This window comes from Streptomyces sp. HUAS 31 (assembly GCF_028198125.1).
In the GTDB taxonomy this organism is placed as follows: Bacteria; Actinomycetota; Actinomycetes; order Streptomycetales; family Streptomycetaceae; genus Streptomyces; species Streptomyces chartreusis.
Window position 1 is genome coordinate 3,967,527 of the sequence record NZ_CP116353.1, and the last position, 15,325, is coordinate 3,982,851.

The 15,325-nt window shown below is 72.1% G+C and carries 17 protein-coding genes; 12 read left to right on the top strand and 5 right to left on the bottom strand.

Annotated elements, in window-relative coordinates:
* The first annotated feature begins 17 nt into the window (after window positions 1–17).
* From PGH47_RS17455 to PGH47_RS17470, 4 genes are all read left to right on the top strand, one after another.
* Window positions 18–410 carry a hypothetical protein gene (locus PGH47_RS17455; RefSeq protein ID WP_030951831.1) on the top strand — a complete coding sequence of 131 codons (393 nt, stop codon included), beginning with the start codon at window positions 18–20 and terminating at the stop codon, window positions 408–410.
* On the top strand, window positions 407–1,198 hold the full coding sequence (locus tag PGH47_RS17460; RefSeq protein ID WP_271664205.1) for a transcriptional regulator: 792 nt from the start codon (window positions 407–409) through the stop codon (window positions 1,196–1,198). The genes PGH47_RS17455 and PGH47_RS17460 overlap by 4 nt, the downstream gene beginning before the upstream one ends.
* A gap of 79 nt (window positions 1,199–1,277) precedes the next feature.
* Window positions 1,278–1,775 carry a roadblock/LC7 domain-containing protein gene (locus PGH47_RS17465; RefSeq protein ID WP_093746277.1) on the top strand — a complete coding sequence of 166 codons (498 nt, stop codon included), beginning with the start codon at window positions 1,278–1,280 and terminating at the stop codon, window positions 1,773–1,775.
* 14 nt (window positions 1,776–1,789) lie between these two features.
* Window positions 1,790–2,164: a hypothetical protein gene (locus PGH47_RS17470; protein ID WP_030965085.1), complete on the top strand. Its 375-nt coding sequence runs from the start codon at window positions 1,790–1,792 to the stop codon at window positions 2,162–2,164.
* Window position 2,165: 1 nt separating this feature from the next.
* On the opposite strand, the gene PGH47_RS17475 is transcribed toward PGH47_RS17470, so the two are convergent.
* The 3 genes from PGH47_RS17475 to PGH47_RS17485 all read right to left on the bottom strand — a co-directional run bounded on the left by PGH47_RS17475 (window position 2,166) and on the right by PGH47_RS17485 (window position 5,221).
* Window positions 2,166–2,753 (bottom strand): hypothetical protein, encoded by a 588-nt coding sequence (locus PGH47_RS17475; protein WP_271664206.1) that lies wholly within the window; start codon window positions 2,751–2,753, stop codon window positions 2,166–2,168.
* A 93-nt stretch (window positions 2,754–2,846) separates the two neighbouring features.
* Entirely contained in the window at window positions 2,847–3,707 is an 861-nt protein-coding gene (locus PGH47_RS17480; RefSeq protein ID WP_269643609.1) for a MurR/RpiR family transcriptional regulator, read from the bottom strand.
* A complete protein-coding gene (locus PGH47_RS17485; protein WP_271664207.1) occupies window positions 3,704–5,221 on the bottom strand; it encodes an aromatic amino acid ammonia-lyase in 1,518 nt (505 codons plus the stop codon). Before PGH47_RS17485 ends, PGH47_RS17480 begins: the two co-directional genes overlap by 4 nt.
* Before the next feature lie 141 nt (window positions 5,222–5,362).
* Here PGH47_RS17485 and PGH47_RS17490 point away from each other — a divergent pair, with 141 nt between their 5' ends.
* From PGH47_RS17490 to PGH47_RS17510, 5 genes are all read left to right on the top strand, one after another.
* Window positions 5,363–6,397 (top strand): ABC transporter ATP-binding protein, encoded by a 1,035-nt coding sequence (locus tag PGH47_RS17490; protein WP_271664208.1) that lies wholly within the window; start codon window positions 5,363–5,365, stop codon window positions 6,395–6,397.
* A complete protein-coding gene (locus tag PGH47_RS17495) occupies window positions 6,394–7,035 on the top strand; it encodes an ABC transporter permease (RefSeq protein WP_271664209.1) in 642 nt (213 codons plus the stop codon). Before PGH47_RS17490 ends, PGH47_RS17495 begins: the two co-directional genes overlap by 4 nt.
* A gap of 1 nt (window position 7,036) precedes the next feature.
* Entirely contained in the window at window positions 7,037–7,699 is a 663-nt protein-coding gene (locus PGH47_RS17500; protein WP_271664210.1) for an ABC transporter permease, read from the top strand.
* Between the two features lie 22 nt (window positions 7,700–7,721).
* Window positions 7,722–8,654: an ABC transporter substrate-binding protein gene (locus tag PGH47_RS17505; protein WP_271664211.1), complete on the top strand. Its 933-nt coding sequence runs from the start codon at window positions 7,722–7,724 to the stop codon at window positions 8,652–8,654.
* A gap of 81 nt (window positions 8,655–8,735) precedes the next feature.
* Window positions 8,736–9,173 carry a hypothetical protein gene (locus tag PGH47_RS17510; protein WP_107905782.1) on the top strand — a complete coding sequence of 146 codons (438 nt, stop codon included), beginning with the start codon at window positions 8,736–8,738 and terminating at the stop codon, window positions 9,171–9,173.
* 22 nt (window positions 9,174–9,195) lie between these two features.
* Here PGH47_RS17510 and PGH47_RS17515 read toward each other — a convergent pair whose 3' ends face one another.
* Window positions 9,196–9,957 carry an SDR family oxidoreductase gene (locus PGH47_RS17515; RefSeq protein WP_271664212.1) on the bottom strand — a complete coding sequence of 254 codons (762 nt, stop codon included), beginning with the start codon at window positions 9,955–9,957 and terminating at the stop codon, window positions 9,196–9,198.
* 157 nt (window positions 9,958–10,114) lie between these two features.
* Between PGH47_RS17515 and PGH47_RS17520 the strand changes: the two genes are divergently transcribed.
* A complete protein-coding gene (locus PGH47_RS17520; RefSeq protein ID WP_271664213.1) occupies window positions 10,115–10,942 on the top strand; it encodes a helix-turn-helix transcriptional regulator in 828 nt (275 codons plus the stop codon).
* A gap of 342 nt (window positions 10,943–11,284) precedes the next feature.
* On the opposite strand, the gene PGH47_RS17525 is transcribed toward PGH47_RS17520, so the two are convergent.
* Window positions 11,285–12,673: a cystathionine beta-synthase gene (locus PGH47_RS17525; protein WP_030959229.1), complete on the bottom strand. Its 1,389-nt coding sequence runs from the start codon at window positions 12,671–12,673 to the stop codon at window positions 11,285–11,287.
* A gap of 166 nt (window positions 12,674–12,839) precedes the next feature.
* On the opposite strand from PGH47_RS17525, the gene PGH47_RS17530 reads away from it, so the two are divergent.
* Both PGH47_RS17530 and PGH47_RS17535 read left to right on the top strand, forming a co-directional pair.
* Complete coding sequence (locus PGH47_RS17530) at window positions 12,840–13,865, top strand: SGNH/GDSL hydrolase family protein (protein ID WP_269642071.1); 1,026 nt, start codon at window positions 12,840–12,842, stop codon at window positions 13,863–13,865.
* A 187-nt stretch (window positions 13,866–14,052) separates the two neighbouring features.
* Complete coding sequence (locus PGH47_RS17535; RefSeq protein WP_271664214.1) at window positions 14,053–15,273, top strand: acetyl-CoA C-acetyltransferase; 1,221 nt, start codon at window positions 14,053–14,055, stop codon at window positions 15,271–15,273.
* Window positions 15,274–15,325: the final 52 nt, after the last annotated feature.

Here is a 15,325-nt window from a genome sequence, read left to right on the forward strand (position 1 = left end):
GCGGGAGGGGAGCGACGGTGCCCGGAATCGACGAGTGCTTGCTGGAGACGATGCGGCTGCCCGGTGCGCGAGGCGCCGCGCTGGTCGACTGGACCAGCGGGCTGGCCCTGGGCACCGTGGGCGATCCACCGGGAGGAGATCACGAGACGGCGGCGGCCGAGGCCGCCGAACTGGCCCGGCTGGCCGCCGAGCAGGGAGCCTTCGGGCCCGAGGACGACACGGACACGGTGGATCCGCCGGTCGAGGACCTGATCCTCAGCAACCGGGACAGCTACCACGTGCTGCGGTTCGTGCCGACGTCGTTCGACAGCAGCGTGTTCCTGTACCTGTGGCTGGCCCGCGCGGACGGCAATCTCGCGCTGGCCCGCATCCGGCTCGGTGAGATGGCCGAACGGCTGGTGCTGGGATGACCGTGGTCGCGAGCACCCCGCCGCCCCGGCTGCCGGTCCGGGACCGGCAGGTGGCCCTCAAGCAGGCCGGGGGCGGCGTCTCGCCGATGCTGACCCGGCTCGCGGAGGAGCGGGCCACCGGCGTGCTGGAGCGCGAGCACGGCACGCTCCACCTGGCCGACGGCCGGGTCGTGCACGCCGAGAGCCCGCTCGCGCCCAGCCTCGGCACGCTCCTGACGACCCATGGCTTCCTGGACGCCGAGACCTGGCAGTCCGTCGAGGCCGGCGCCGAGAAGGAACGGCTCCTAAGCCACGGCGTCACGCCGGGCGCGCTGGAGCTGGCGCAGGTCAGCGCCCTGTACGACGCCGCCTACTTCGCGCTGGGCCCGAGCAGCACACCCGGCCGCTTCCGCTACGGCACCGCGCACTGGCTCGCCTCGGTGCATCCGGTGCCGGTGGCCGAGCTGGAGCACGAGACGCTGCGCCGCCGCGCCCTGCTGCGCCGCATCTGGCCCGACCCGGCGACCGACGCGGCGCCCCTGATCCGGGCCGACCCGGTCGCGGCGCCCGCGGTGCCGTCCCGGCAGGCGGCCGTACTGGAGCGGGTGGACGGCGTGCGCAGGGCCGCGGACATCGCGCGGGCGCTCGGCAGGCCGGCGTTCCACACGCTGGTGCACATAAGGCGGCTGGCCGCCGCGGGGCTGGTGTCCCCGCAGCCGCCGCCCGCCCCGGATCCCCCGCCCGACGCCGCCGCCGACCCCTACGTCGCGCTGCTGAAGAGGGTCAGGGATGCGCTGGAGGCCCTTTGACCGCAAACCCTTCGAGGACCGCGAGCCGGGTGGGGTGCCTCGCCCACCGCAGCGGTCCCGAGCCGAGAGGAGAAACCTGATGGCGGCCGAGGCCCCGATACTCGACGAGTTCCGCCGGCTCAGAGCCCGTGTGCCCCAGCTGACCGGAGCGCTCGCGGCCGGCGTGGACGGCCTCGTGATCGCCCATGACACGCCCGGCGTGGAACCGGACGGCCTCGCCGCCCTGACCGCCGCGGCACTCGGCGTCGCCGTCCGGATGACGGACGCGACCGGCCGGGGCGACCTGCGCGAGCTGCTCGTCCGCGGCACCGACGGCTATGTCGCGACGTACGCGGCGGGCCGTACCGCCGTGCTGACCCTGCTCGCGACGGACCGCGTCAACGTCGGCCGGCTCCATCTGGAGGGCCGCCGGGCCGGTGCCCGCATCGGGGAGCTCGTCGACGCGGAGGCGCTGCCCGCGCGCAGGAGCCCGGCCAGGAGCTCCGCCAAGGAGCCCGCCAAACCCATGCCCACTCGCACGAAGACCGCGCGTTCCGCACGCACCACCGCCAACGCGCGCACCACTAACGAAAGTTGAGAGGAAGACACGTCATGGCCAACACCGAGACCACCCTGAAGGAATGCCTCGCTTCGATCGAGGGCGCGACCGGAGTCGCGCTCGTCGACTACACCAGCGGGATGGCGCTCGGCACGCTGGGCGGCAGCAAGAGCTTCGACCTCAATGTCGCCGCCGCCGGCAACACCGACGTCGTCCGCGCCAAGATGCGCACCATGGAACACCTCGGCCTCAAGGGCGGTATCGAGGACATCCTGATCACCCTCTCCGACCAGTACCACCTGATCAGGCTGATCGCCGGGCGCGGGGGCAACGGCCTTTTCCTCTATCTGGTGCTCGACGGCAAGCGGGCCAACCTGGCGATGGCCCGGCACCAGTTGAAGAAGATCGAGGAGGACCTGGAGGTCTGAGCTAGACGAGCGCCGCGGTGCGGCGGCGGGCCCCGCCGGGGGCCGCGTCGCCCGCGGCGACACCGGTGGTGCGGTAGCCCTTCACGGCCTTGCCCGCGGGGCGCCCGCCCCGGCCGTCGAGCCAGTCGACCCGCACCCACAGCAGCGCGTTCCCGGCCCGCTCCCGCCGGCCGAGCCACACCGCCTTGAGCCGCAGGCCCGCGCCGCAGCCCGCGAGCAGCATCCCGCCGGCCGCCGGCACCGCGAAAGCGCTGCCGAGCGCGGCGAGGAACGCCGCCACCAGCCACCAGCGGTGGCCCCGGCGCCAGTTGCGCACCGCCACCGCGCGGTCCTGGAGCACGTCGTGCTTGCCGGCCCGGCCGGCCGCGCCGATCAGCGCGGCATACCGCCTGCGCCGCACGGACGCCACCACGACCGCGGTGACGATGAACAGTGCGGCGCCGGCCAGGACGCCGATCCTGCGGCCCGTGAAGCCCGGCACCAGCACGCCGATGCCGGCCGCGAACACCCCGAGCCACCAGAGCGGGCCCGCCCCGGCCCGTACGACGACGGCCACCCGGGCCAGTCCCTGTCCTCCACCGCGTGCCACGTTCCGCCTCCCGTCCCAGCACTGCCTGTCCGGCCGCTGTGCGCGCACGCTAGCCAGCCAAAGTGAGACGAGCCTTAAGAAGCTCTCAGGAACTCACTCGACGAACAGTCCCCGGTTCGCCGCCCGCGCGTCGAACTCCTCCAGCCGTGCCTGGGCGTCCGGCAGGTCGTCGCACATGGCCTCCAGCAGGACCCGGCCCAGCAGCATCGGCGCGCAGGCCGTGTCGAAGGCGAGGCCCGTGCCGACGGCGGCGGGCAGCAGCAGGTCGGACACCTTGGCGACCGGCGCGAACGCGGAGTCCGCGACCGTCACCACGGTCAGCCCGGCCTCCTTGGCGTAGCCGAGGGTGTCCACGACCTCGCGCGGATGCCGGGGCAGCGCGAAGCAGAGCAGGGCCGTGGCCCCGGCCCGCACGGCGGCGTCGATCCGGTCGTGGATCATCGTGCCGCCCTCGTGCAGCAGCCGTACGTCCGGATGGACCTTGGCGGCGAAGTACGCGAAGCCGTACGCCTGGGAGGCGGCCGCCCGCAGGCCGAGCACCGGCAGGGGGCGGGAGGCCGAGAGCAGACGGCCGGCCTTCTGCACCGGGCGCGGGTCGGCGAGCACCTCCGCCAGATGCCGCAGGTTCTCGATCTCGGCCTCGACGGCCTGCTGGTACTCGTTGTACGAGCCGGCGTCCGGGGCCTGCTCCACGGGCGCGACCTCGCGCAGGTGCCTGCGCAGCGCCGGGTAGCCGTCGAAGCCGAGGGCGACGGCGAAGCGGGTCACGGACGGCTGGCTGACCCCGGCGAGTTCGGCCAGCTCGACGCTGGACAGGAACGGCACGTCGGCGGCCCGCCGCACCATGCTGTGCGCGATGCGCCGCTGGGTCGGCGTGAGCCGGTGCCCCTCGAAGAGCGCCTGAAGTCGCGCGGCGGGGCTGTCCGTCCCGTTCGTGTTCCTGTCCGCGCTCATGCCGCGCTCCCCCTGAAGATCTCCGTGAACCGGTCAAGCAGTGCGGCCGCCGCCGTCACGTCGCCCGTGAGCGGACGGTCGGCCAGGTCGTCGTCGAGCACCGAATCGGCCAGCTCCATCGCCCGGCCGATCGGAAGCTCAGCCTCGGGCCTGAGGCCGCGCTGGCGCAACGCCCGTACCGCGGCGACGAGTTCGCAGCCGACTACGAGACGGTACGCACCGCACGCGCGCAGTGTCTGCCGCGCGGCGAGCGAGGCGAAGCTGGCCTGCTCCTCCACGCCCCGGGAGAGTACAGCGTGGCCGAGCGAGGCGGGGGCGGAGAAGGCACGCAGGTCGCCGAGGGCGGCAGCGGCGGCGTACTCCAGGATCATCACGCCGGACGAGGCGGGTTCCTGGTCGGCGAGGAAGGGCTTGAGGCGGGTGTAGGCGGGCTCGTTCAGGGTGGAAAGCCGGGACGTCGACAGCCGGGCCACCTGGGTCAGCGCCAGCCGGAAGTGGTCCAGGGCGAGTGCGAGTTGGGCCTGGTAGAAGCCGCCGTGGTGGTAGGCGGCCATGTCCTCGGGGGAGATGAGGGGGTTCTCGGCAGCGGCGTTGATCTCCACCTCCAGCACCTGCTCCAGGGCGTCGGCGGCGTCGTGCGCGGGGCCGTGGATCTGGGGCAGACAGCGGAAGCCGTACGGGTCCTGGATGCGGCCCAGCGGTGGGGTGGGCCGGTCCTCGGCGCCGATCAGCTCCCGCATCCGGCGGGCGACCTCGGTGCTGCCCCGGTGCGGCCGGGCGGTGTGCACGGGGGCGGCGTACGCCTCGTGGGAGCCGTCGACGGCGAGCAGTGACAGGGCGGCGACGACCTGGGTGGCGGCGATGAGGCCGCGCAGTTCGTGCAGGGCGAGGGCGGCCTGGCCGAGGGTCAGGGCGTTGCTGCTGATGAACGCGAGGGCGTCGTTGTTGTCCAGCGGCTGCGGCTGCGGCGCTCCGGAGCCGCGCCAAGGGTGCTCACCGGCCAGGGCGAGGCCGGTCTGCGCGAGCGCCGCGAGGTCGCCGGTGCCGACCGAGCCGAACTCGTTCACGACCGGGTGGGCGCCGCTCTGAAGCGCCTCGCACATGGCGGTGATGACCGTGGGGCGCAGGCCCGCGCCCCCGGCCAGGAGCTGGTTGGCGCGTACGGCGAGCATGGCCCGCACCTGCCGGGCGGGCAGTTCCTCGCCGATGGCGCCGGCGTGGCTGCGCAGCAGTCGCAGGCCGTGCTCGGCGGCGGCCTCGGTGGGCACGTCCTCGTTCCGGTTCGCGCCCACGCCGGTGGAGCGGCCGTAGACGCGGCCGGTCGCGGCGATGAGACGGGCCGCATCCCAGGACTCCTCGGCCCGCTTCATCGCGTCGGTCGCGGGGACCGGCCGGGCGGCCCCGGCGGCGAGGCGTGCGACGTCCTCGACCCCCAGCCCGATCCCGTCGAGGACTACGAGGCCGGTGTGCCCAGGAGACACGACATCCGGCGTGTCCACGATCCGAGACGACATCAAGCCCAATCTCCCCTCAATCCGGACATCCCGTCTTGCTCTTCGGTCATCCGTTACTCCGGATTTACACCAACCCGTTGACAACCTATTCAGCTACCAAGAACTCTGCATGACGTTATACAGCCGGGCAAGGGACATCTCATGATCCAGTTCGACGCGGTCCACAAGCGCTTCCCCAACGGCACGACAGCAGTCCACGATCTCTCCCTGGAGATGCCGGAGGGCGGCGTGACCGTCCTGGTCGGATCCTCCGGTTGCGGCAAGACGACCACGCTGCGGATGATCAACCGGATGGTGGAGCCGACCTCGGGCACCATCCAGGTCGGCGGCAAGGACGTCACCCGGCAGGACGCCGCCGAGCTGCGCCGCTCCATCGGGTACGTCATCCAGCAGGCGGGCCTGTTCCCGCACCGCACGGTCCTCGACAACATCGCCACCGTGCCACTGCTCCTCGGCTGGAGCCGCGGCAGGGCCCGCGCCCGGGCGGCGGAGCTGCTGGAGACCGTCGGTCTCGCGGCCGACGCCGGCAAGCGTTACCCGCACCAGCTCTCCGGCGGCCAGCAGCAGCGCGTAGGCGTCGCCCGCGCACTCGCCGCCGACCCGCCCGTGCTCCTGATGGACGAGCCGTTCGGCGCGGTCGACCCCGTGGTGCGCACCCAGCTCCAGGACGAACTGCTGCGGCTCCAGAAGGAGTTGAGCAAGACCATCGTCTTCGTCACGCACGACGTCGACGAGGCCGTCCGGCTCGGCGACCAGATCGCGATCTTCCGCACCGGCGGCCACCTGGTCCAGTGCGCCTCCCCCGCCGAGCTGCTCGCCCGCCCCGCCGACGACTTCGTGGCCGACTTCCTCGGCGCCGAGCGCGGTCTGAAGCTGCTGTCGCTGCGCACCCTCGCGGACGTCCCGCAGGGTCCGGCGCCGGAGGGCGACACCTGGAGCCTGGTGCTCGACGCAGCGAACAGGCCCCTGCACTGGGCGTCGAAGGACACCGAGATCCCCGTACGGCCGCTGAAGGACGGCGACTCGCTGCTGTCCGCCCTCAACGAGTCCGTCGCCTCCCCCAACGGTCTGATAGCCCGCGTCGACGCGGACGGCCGGCTCACCGGTGTCTCCTCCCGCGACGACATCCACGAGCACGCGGGCCAGGCGCACACGGAAGCCAGGGTGTCGGCATGAGCGTCGACTGGTCGTGGATAGGCGACCACACCGACGACCTCACCACCCTGACGGTCTCCCACCTCCAGGCCGCGCTCGGCGCCGTCTTCCTCGGCGTCCTGATCTCGCTGCCCCTCGCGGTGATCGCCCACCGGATCCGCCCCCTGCGCGGCTTCCTGCTGGGCCTGTCGAACGTCCTGTTCACGATCCCCTCGATCGCGATCTTCGTACTGCTGCTCCCCGTCTCGGGCCTGACCCGCACCACCACCGTGATCGGCCTGACGGTCTACACCCTGGTCGTGCTGCTGCGGAACACCGTCGAGGGCCTGGACTCGGTCCCCGTGAAGGTGAAGGAGGCCTCGAAGGCGATGGGCACGCGCCCCCTGCGCACGCTCCTCACCGTCGAGTTCCCCCTCGCGCTGCCCGTGATCATGGCCGGCGTCCGGATCGCGACCGTCATGTCCATCTCCCTGGTCTCGGTCGCCACCTACATCGGCGACGGCGGCCTCGGCCAGCTCTTCACCGACGGCTTCCAGCGCAACTTCCCCACCCCGGTGATCGTCGGAGTGGTCCTCACCCTGCTCCTCGCGGTCGTCGCCGACGCGCTGCTGGTGGGCCTTCAGTACGTCCTGACCCCGTGGCGGAGGCGGCGAGCCTGACATGTACGAACTCTTCAAGAACCTCGGCGCCTGGCTGGTCGCCGGCGAGCAGTGGTCCGGCTCCGACGGCATCGCGCACCGCCTGGCCGAACACCTCCAGTACTCGCTGCTCGCCACGCTCATCGCGGCGGCGATCGGCCTCCCCCTCGGCCTCTTGATCGGCCACACCGGCAAGGGCGCCTTCCTCGCGATCAACCTCGCGTCCTTCGGCCGCGCCCTGCCGACCGTCGGCCTGGTCGTGCTGGTCTTCCTGGCCGGCGGGCTGTCCATGCTCCCGGTCTACGTGGCGCTGGTCGCCCTCGCGGTCCCGGCGATCGTCACCAACACCTACGCGGGGATGACGGCCGTCGACCCGGACGTGAAGGACGCGGCGCGCGGCCAGGGCATGCGCGGCCACCAGGTCCTCCTCCAGGTGGAACTGCCGCTCGCCCTGCCGCTGATCATGACGGGCCTGCGCCTGGCGCTGATCCAGGTCGTGGCCACGGCCACCATCGCCGCGTACGTCTCCTTCGGGGGCCTCGGCCGCTACGTCTTCGACGGCCTCGCCCAGCGCGACCTCGTGCAGGTGCTCGGCGGCGCGGTCCTGGTCGCCGTGGTCGCCGTCGCCCTGGACCTCGCCCTCTCCGGCCTCCAGCGCTTCCTCTTCCGCCACCGCACTGCCTAGGGACCTCTCGATGAACCTCCCGATGAACCGACGCACGCTCCTCGGCGGCCTCTTCGCAGCCGCCTCCGTCCCCGCCCTCGCCGCCTGCTCCGGCGGCATCACCTCGCTCGACGGCCAGGGCTCCGCCGGCTCCGGCGGCGGCTCCAGCAAGGGCGGCATCACCATCGGCACCGCCAACTTCACCGAGAACCAGGTGCTCGGATACCTGTACGCCGCCGTCCTGGAGGCGGCCGGCGTCAAGGTCGGCGTCCGCCCCAACCTCGGCACCCGCGAGATCCTCATCCCGGCCCTCAAGGGCGGCGACATCGACCTGCTCCCCGAGTACCAGGGCGCCCTGCTGCACTACGTCGCCCCCAAGGCGAAGGCGACCGAGGAGGGCGAGATGCAGAACGCCCTCACCGTCGCCCTCCCCAACGGCCTCCAGGTGCTGCCGTACGGCATGGCCGAGGACTCCGACGCCTTCGTCGTCACCCGTGAGACGGCCGAGAAGTACGGCCTGACCTCGCTCGCCGACCTGAAGAAGCAGAACGGCAAGCTGGTCATCGGCGCGGCGCCCGAGGTGAAGAAGCGGGAGGTCGGCGCCGTCGGCCTGAAGGACGTCTACGGCGTGGAGTTCAAGGAGTTCAAGTCGCTGGACTCCTCCGGGCCGCTGGTCAAGGGCGCCCTGAAGAAGGGCGACGTGGACGTGGCGAACCTGTTCACCACGGACACCGACATCCAGGCCAACGACTGGGTGGTGCTGAGCGACCCCAAGAACCTCATCCCCGGCCAGCACGTCGTCCCCCTCATCGCCGACCGCAAGGCCGACTCCACGGTCCGCAAGGCCCTCGCCGAACTCGGCAACACCCTGACCACCGAGCAGCTCACCGAGCTGAACCGGCTGGTCGACAAGGACAAGAAGGACCCGGAGGACGTGGCGAACGCCTACGCCGAGGAGCACGGCCTGGTGAAGTGACGGCACCCCCTGACGCACCCCCCGACGAACAGGGGGGCTAACCCCAGTGCGGTCGTACCCCCCGCTGCCTAACTTGGGGGTATGACCGGAATGGACGCGCGGGACACCGAGCTCAAGAAGGAACTGAACGCCACCTTGCAGGCACGCAGGGAACTGGGCGACGACTACGAGTCCGCGCTGGTCGACTCGTTCATGGAGAAGGTCGACCAGCGCATCGACGGGGCTGTCGAGCGCCGGCTGCGACGCCAGCTCGCCGAGCAGCAGATGGTGGCGGCGCGGGGCGCGCGCTCGCCGAAGTCCACGGACACCTTCGGCGAGCGCTTCGGCTTCGGCATCGTCTCGCTGGTCCTGGCCATCCCGCTGTCCGCGATCGGCGCCGGCACCGCCCATCTGCCCGGCCTGCTGGTCAGCTGGGTCGGCATCGTCGGCGTCAACGTCGTCCAGGCGGCCCGCACCAACCCCGGTCTGTTCCGGGGCTGGCGCCACAGGGCCAAGGACGAGGACCGCTGGGAGGACTGAGCCTCCCGGCGGACCGGCGGGCTCACGCCTGCCGGGTGGGCATCGCCATGATCTGCCGCAGGTTCACATGCCTCGGCCGGCTCACCGCGTACGCCACCACATCGGCGAGTTCCTCGGCGGCCAGCGTGCCCACGGCTTCGAGCATGCCGTCGACCTGCCCCGACACCTCGGCGTTGTCGGTGTGCAGCCGCAGCTCGCTCTCCACGAACCCCGGCTCCACATTGGTCACCCGCACGTCACGCGGCCCGAACTCGGTGCGCAGGCACTGGGAAAGATGCGTGACGGCGGCCTTCGTCGCCCCGTACACCGCGTAGTTGGGGAACGCGAGATGCGCGCCGACGGACGAGATCTCGACCAGGTCGGCCGTGCGGCCCTCGCCGGCCGCCGCCACCAGATCGCCGGTGAACGCCCGGATGACGCGCAGCACCCCGGTCACATTGGTGTCGATCATCCGCTGCCACTCGTCGAGCCGCCCCGCCTCCACGGGGTTGCCCAGCATGACGCCGGCGTTGTTGACGACGAGGTCGACGGGCCCGTACGCCTCGTGGATCCGTGCCACGGCGGCGGCCACGGACGCGTCGTCGGTGACGTCCGCGACGACGGCCAGCGCGCTGCCGCCGCCCGCGGTGATCTTCGCGGCGACCTCGTCCAGCCGCTGCTCGCGCCGGGCCAGCAGCGCGACCCGTGCGCCCCGCTCCGCGAGCAGCACGGCGACGGCCTCGCCGATCCCGCTCGCCGCTCCGGTCACGACGGCGGTACGGCCGGTCAGGTTCTCGTACGACATGGGACTCCTCCTGGTGAGGGAGCCGCCGGGGCCTCTGCCCGGCGGCCTGCGAACACCCCTCAGCCTCGGCCGCCGCGCCCGCCCTACCCAGGGATGCGTTGTTCCTGTGTCTGGCAGTACCAGGCTCACGGCCGGGCGCGCGGCTACGCTCGAACCCATGGACGGGGACCTGGGAGACTTCCTGCGCTCGCGCCGCGGCCGGATCCGGCCGGAGGAGGTGGGCCTGCCCTCGTACGGGCGGCGCCGCGTCCCGGGCCTGCGCCGCGAGGAGGTGGCGCAGCTGGCCGGGGTGAGCGTCGACTACTACGTCCGGCTGGAACAGGGCCGGGGGCCGAGCGTCTCGGATGCCGTTCTGGACGCCATCGCGCGGGTTCTGCGGCTGGACGAGACGGAGCACGCCTATCTGTACACGGTGGCCCGGCCCCGCCGCCGCGGCCCACGCCGGCCGGAGGCGACACGGGTCCGCCCCGGCATCCAGGCGCTGCTGGACAGCATGGAGCGCACACCGGCCTTCGTGATGGGCCCGCGTATGGACGTCCTCGCGTGGAACTCCCTCGCCGGCACGGTGAACGGCTACGGCGACACCGCCCCTGAGGACCGCAACATCCCCCGGCACGTCTTCCTCGACCCGGCCGCCCACGACCTCTACCCGGACTGGCCGGGCATCGCGGCCCAGGCGGTCGCGCATCTGCGACTGAACGCCGGCCGCCGCCCCGACGACCCCGAACTGAACACCCTCGTCGGAGAACTGTGCGGCAGGAGCGAGGACTTCCGCCGCATGTGGGCGGACCACGAGGTCCAGGCCTGCCTGGCCGGCAGCAAGAGCATCGACCATCCGCTCGCGGGCCTGTTGTCCCTCGACTTCGAGACACTGACCGTCCCGACGGAACCGGAGCAGACGGTGGTGGTGTACACACCGCAGCGAGGCTCGGACACGGCCGAGAGGCTTGCGCTGCTGGGGAGTTGGGCCACCGCAGGGGTGTAGCTCTCCTCGCCGGAAGGGATGTGCGCGGGGACCGCCGCACCCCCGTTGCCGGGGGGCGGGACGACGGCGGTCCCCGCGAAGGACGCGGGCCGGGTCAGGGCCGGGCTTGCGCGTCCGTGGCGTCCATGGAGGTCCGGGAGCCGCTCCGGAGGTCCTTGGACGTTCGGCGCCGGCTCGGGCGGGGAGCCGCTCCCGCCCTGCCGACACCCACTAATGTGCCGGACCCGTGTTAAGCGGGTGCTGCGTGAACGTGTCGCGCTCGTACCAGTTCCGCGACGGTCCGAGCGGCCCCGGCCACCGCAGGTTCGCCGCGGACGCGTCCCGTTCACCGCAGGTTCGCCGCTACTTCCCGCCCTTGGCCAGGAACGCCAGCAGGTCCTGCCGGCTGACCACACCGGTCGGCTTGCCCTCGACCAGCACGATCGCCGCGTCCGCCCCGCCCAGCACCGACATCAGGTCGCCGACCGGCTCGCCCGAGCCGACCTGCGGCAGCGGCGCCGACATGTGCTTCTCCAGCGGGTCGTCGAGGGAGGCCCGCTTGGTGAACAGGGCGTCCAGCAGCTCCCGTTCGACGACCGACCCGACGACCTCGGCCGCCATGACGTCCGGGTGACCGGCGCCCGGCTTCACGATCGGCATCTGCGAGACGCCGTACTCGCGCAGCACCTCGATGGCCTGACCGACCGTCTCGTCCGGGTGCATATGGACGAGGGAGGGGATGGCGCCGTGCTCCTTGTCGTTGAGGACGTCGGCGACGCGCGCGTTCGGGCCCTCGTCCTCCAGGAAGCCGTAGTCGGCCATCCACTCGTCGTTGAAGATCTTGCTGAGGTAGCCGCGGCCGCTGTCGGGCAGCAGCACGACCACGACGTCGTCCGGGCCGAGCCGCTCGGCGACCTCCAGGGCGGCCACGACGGCCATGCCGCAGGAGCCGCCGACCAGCAGGCCCTCCTCCTTGGCCAGGCGGCGGGTCATCTGGAAGGAGTCCTTGTCGGACACGGCGACGATCTCGTCGGCGACGGTCCGGTCGTAGGCGGTCGGCCAGAAGTCCTCACCGACGCCCTCGACGAGATACGGCCGCCCGGAACCGCCGGAGTACACCGAGCCCTCGGGGTCGGCGCCGACGACCTGCACCTTGCCGTCGCTGGCGTCCTTCAGATAGCGGCCGGTGCCGGAGATGGTGCCGCCGGTGCCCACGCCCGCCACGAAGTGGGTGATCTTCCCCTCCGTCTGCTCCCACAGCTCGGGGCCGGTGGAGTGGTAGTGGGAGAGCGGGTTGTTGGGGTTGGAGTACTGGTCCGGCTTCCAGGCGCCCGGCGTCTCACGGACGAGGCGGTCGGAGACGTTGTAGTACGAGTCCGGGTGCTCGGGGTCAACGGCGGTCGGGCAGACGACCACCTCGGCCCCGTAGGCCCGCAGCACGTTGATCTTGTCGGTGCTGACCTTGTCGGGGCACACGAAGATGCACTTGTACCCCTTCTGCTGAGCCACGATCGCGAGGCCGACGCCGGTGTTGCCGCTGGTCGGCTCGACGATGGTGCCGCCGGGCTTGAGCGCACCGCTCTCCTCGGCGGCCTCGATCATGCGCAGGGCGATGCGGTCCTTCACGGATCCGCCCGGGTTGAAGTACTCGACCTTGGCCAGGACGGTGGCCTGGATGCCCTTGGTCACGTTGTTGAGCCTCACCAGCGGGGTGTTGCCGACGAGACTGATCATCGAGTCGTGGAAATGCACCGTTGTCTCCGGATGCTGCAAAAAGGGTGGTCGTAGTGGTTACGCCAGCCTAGGCCCTGCGGCCCGCGGGGGTCCGGTGAAGGTCGTTCACTCGTCGTTGGGATTGGGCGACGGTCCGTGCGGGGCAAGCAGTTGATGTACGGCTACGAGGAGGTGGCGGCGACGCATGACGAGCATGTCTAGGGCGAGGGTGGCCCGGCGGATCGCGGCGGGCGCCGCGTACGGCGGAGGCGGCATCGGTCTGGCCGGCGCGGCGACCGTGGGCCTGCTGCTCGCCGAGGTGCGGATGGCCCGGCGTCACGTGGGCAACGGCACGAGCAACCACGTGCCGAACGCCGACGGCCGCTACGGCCACCTCTACGCGACCCCCGGGGAACAGCCGCTGCGGCTGACGATGCTGGGTGACTCGACGGCCGCGGGCCAGGGCGTGCACCGCGCGGGCCAGACCCCGGGCGCGCTGCTGGCGTCGGGTCTGGCGGCGGTGGCGGAACGGCCGGTGGTCCTGCGCAACGTGGCCCTGCCAGGCGCCCGCTCGGACGACCTGGACCGCCAGGTGGCCCTGATCCTGGCCGACCCGGCCCTGACGCCGGACGTCTGCGTGATCATGATCGGCGCGAACGACGTCACCAACCGGATGCCCGCCACGCGCTCCGTGCGCCACCTCTCCTCGGCGGTACGGCGACTGCGCACGGCCGGCGCGGAGGTGGTGGTCGGCACCTGTCCCGACCTGGGCACCATCGAGCCGGTGCAGCAGCCCTTGCGCTGGCTGGCCCGGCGCGCCTCCCGTCAGCTGGCGGCGGCCCAGACGATCGGCGCCGTCGAGCAGGGCGGCCGTACGGTGTCGCTCGGCGATCTGCTGGGCCCGGAGTTCGAGGCGAATCCGCGCGAGCTCTTCGGCCCCGACAACTACCACCCCTCGGCGGAGGGCTACGCCACCGCGGCCATGGCGGTCCTGCCGACGGTCTGCGCCACGCTGGGCCTGTGGCCGGCGGAGGAGGAGCGCCCCGACGTCACCCGCCGCGAGGGCTTCCTGCCGGTGGCCCGGGCAGCGGCCGAGGCGGCCTCGGAGGCGGGCACGGAGGTCACGGCCGCCATGCAGACGGGCCCCAAGGGCCCCTGGGCCCTGCTCAAGCGCCGCCGCCGGCGGCGCGTCCCGGAACCGGACCGGGCCCCGGTGACACCGTCGTCGTAGCCGCACCGGCGCTTCGGGACCGGCGCTTCGGGACCGGCCGATCCCGGAGTGCCCGGCCCGGCGAGGAAAGCAAGCGCTTATTAAATTGCGGCAAGGGTCACACCGCCATGCCCGTGACCTTGTCCGTACGTACGGGTAACTTCCCTCACAGTCCTGCCCGACCCCCCGGTATGCCCATGGAGCCGTGATGCCCGAAGCCGTGATCGTCTCGACCGCCCGCTCCCCCATCGGCCGCGCCTTCAAGGGCTCCCTCAAGGACCTGCGTCCGGACGACCTGACCGCCACGATCATCCAGGCCGCGCTCGCCAAGGTTCCCGAGCTGGACCCGCGCGACATCGACGACCTGATGCTCGGCTGCGGTCTGCCCGGCGGCGAGCAGGGCAACAACCTCGGCCGTATCGTCGCCGTGCAGATGGGCATGGACCACCTCCCGGGCTGCACCGTCACGCGCTACTGCTCGTCGTCGCTGCAGACCTCCCGCATGGCCCTGCACGCCATCAAGGCCGGCGAGGGCGACGTCTTCATCTCGGCGGGCGTCGAGGTGGTCTCCAGCTTCACCAAGGGCAACTCCGACAGCCTCCCGGACACCCACAACCCGTTCTTCGCCGAGGCCGAGGCCCGCACCGCCGAGGTCGCCCAGCAGGAGGGCACCACCTGGCACGACCCGCGCGAGGACGGCCTCGTGCCGGACGCCTACATCGCGATGGGCCAGACCGCCGAGAACCTGGCCCGGTCCAAGGGCGTCACCCGCCAGGACATGGACGAGTTCGGCGTCCGCTCTCAGAACCTCGCCGAGGAAGCCATCAAGAACGGCTTCTGGGAGCGCGAGATCACCCCGGTGACGCTCCCCGACGGCACCGTCGTCGCCAAGGACGACGGCCCGCGCGCCGGCGTCACCATGGAGGGCGTCCAGGGCCTGAAGCCGGTCTTCCGCCCCGACGGTCTCGTCACCGCCGCCAACTGCTGCCCCCTCAACGACGGCGCCGCCGCGGTCGTGATCATGTCCGACACCAAGGCCCGCGAGCTCGGCCTCACCCCGCTCGCCCGCATCGTCTCCACCGGCGTCTCCGGCCTGTCCCCCGAGATCATGGGTCTCGGCCCGGTCGAGGCGAGCAACCAGGCGCTGCGCCGCGCCGGCCTCACCATCGGTGACATCGACCTGGTCGAGATCAACGAGGCGTTCGCCGCCCAGGTGATCCCCTCCTACCGCGACCTGGGCATCGACCTGGACAAGCTGAACGTCAACGGCGGCGCCATCGCCGTGGGCCACCCCTTCGGCATGACCGGCGCCCGCATCACCGGCACGCTCATCAACTCCCTCCAGTTCCACGACAAGCAGTTCGGTCTGGAGACGATGTGCGTCGGCGGCGGCCAGGGCATGGCGATGGTCATCGAGCGCCTGAGCTGACCCCCCGAGAGCGACTGTCTGCGTAGTCGCCGCACGACCCAGCGTGAGCCTT

Excerpts from the sequence above, each read along its gene's own strand:
- PGH47_RS17460 (WP_271664205.1), top strand. The coding sequence starts at position 407 with ATGACCGTGGTCGCGAGCACCCCGCCGCCCCGGCTGCCGGTCCGGGAC.
- PGH47_RS17465 (WP_093746277.1), top strand. The coding sequence starts at position 1,278 with ATGGCGGCCGAGGCCCCGATACTCGACGAGTTCCGCCGGCTCAGAGCC.
- PGH47_RS17470 (WP_030965085.1), top strand. The coding sequence starts at position 1,790 with ATGGCCAACACCGAGACCACCCTGAAGGAATGCCTCGCTTCGATCGAG.
- PGH47_RS17480 (WP_269643609.1), bottom strand. The coding sequence starts at position 3,707 with ATGAGCGCGGACAGGAACACGAACGGGACGGACAGCCCCGCCGCGCGA.
- PGH47_RS17485 (WP_271664207.1), bottom strand. The coding sequence starts at position 5,221 with ATGTCGTCTCGGATCGTGGACACGCCGGATGTCGTGTCTCCTGGGCAC.
- PGH47_RS17490 (WP_271664208.1), top strand. The coding sequence starts at position 5,363 with ATGATCCAGTTCGACGCGGTCCACAAGCGCTTCCCCAACGGCACGACA.
- PGH47_RS17495 (WP_271664209.1), top strand. The coding sequence starts at position 6,394 with ATGAGCGTCGACTGGTCGTGGATAGGCGACCACACCGACGACCTCACC.
- PGH47_RS17500 (WP_271664210.1), top strand. The coding sequence starts at position 7,037 with ATGTACGAACTCTTCAAGAACCTCGGCGCCTGGCTGGTCGCCGGCGAG.
- PGH47_RS17505 (WP_271664211.1), top strand. The coding sequence starts at position 7,722 with ATGAACCGACGCACGCTCCTCGGCGGCCTCTTCGCAGCCGCCTCCGTC.
- PGH47_RS17510 (WP_107905782.1), top strand. The coding sequence starts at position 8,736 with ATGACCGGAATGGACGCGCGGGACACCGAGCTCAAGAAGGAACTGAAC.
- PGH47_RS17515 (WP_271664212.1), bottom strand. The coding sequence starts at position 9,957 with ATGTCGTACGAGAACCTGACCGGCCGTACCGCCGTCGTGACCGGAGCG.
- PGH47_RS17520 (WP_271664213.1), top strand. The coding sequence starts at position 10,115 with ATGGACGGGGACCTGGGAGACTTCCTGCGCTCGCGCCGCGGCCGGATC.
- PGH47_RS17530 (WP_269642071.1), top strand. The coding sequence starts at position 12,840 with ATGACGAGCATGTCTAGGGCGAGGGTGGCCCGGCGGATCGCGGCGGGC.
- PGH47_RS17535 (WP_271664214.1), top strand. The coding sequence starts at position 14,053 with ATGCCCGAAGCCGTGATCGTCTCGACCGCCCGCTCCCCCATCGGCCGC.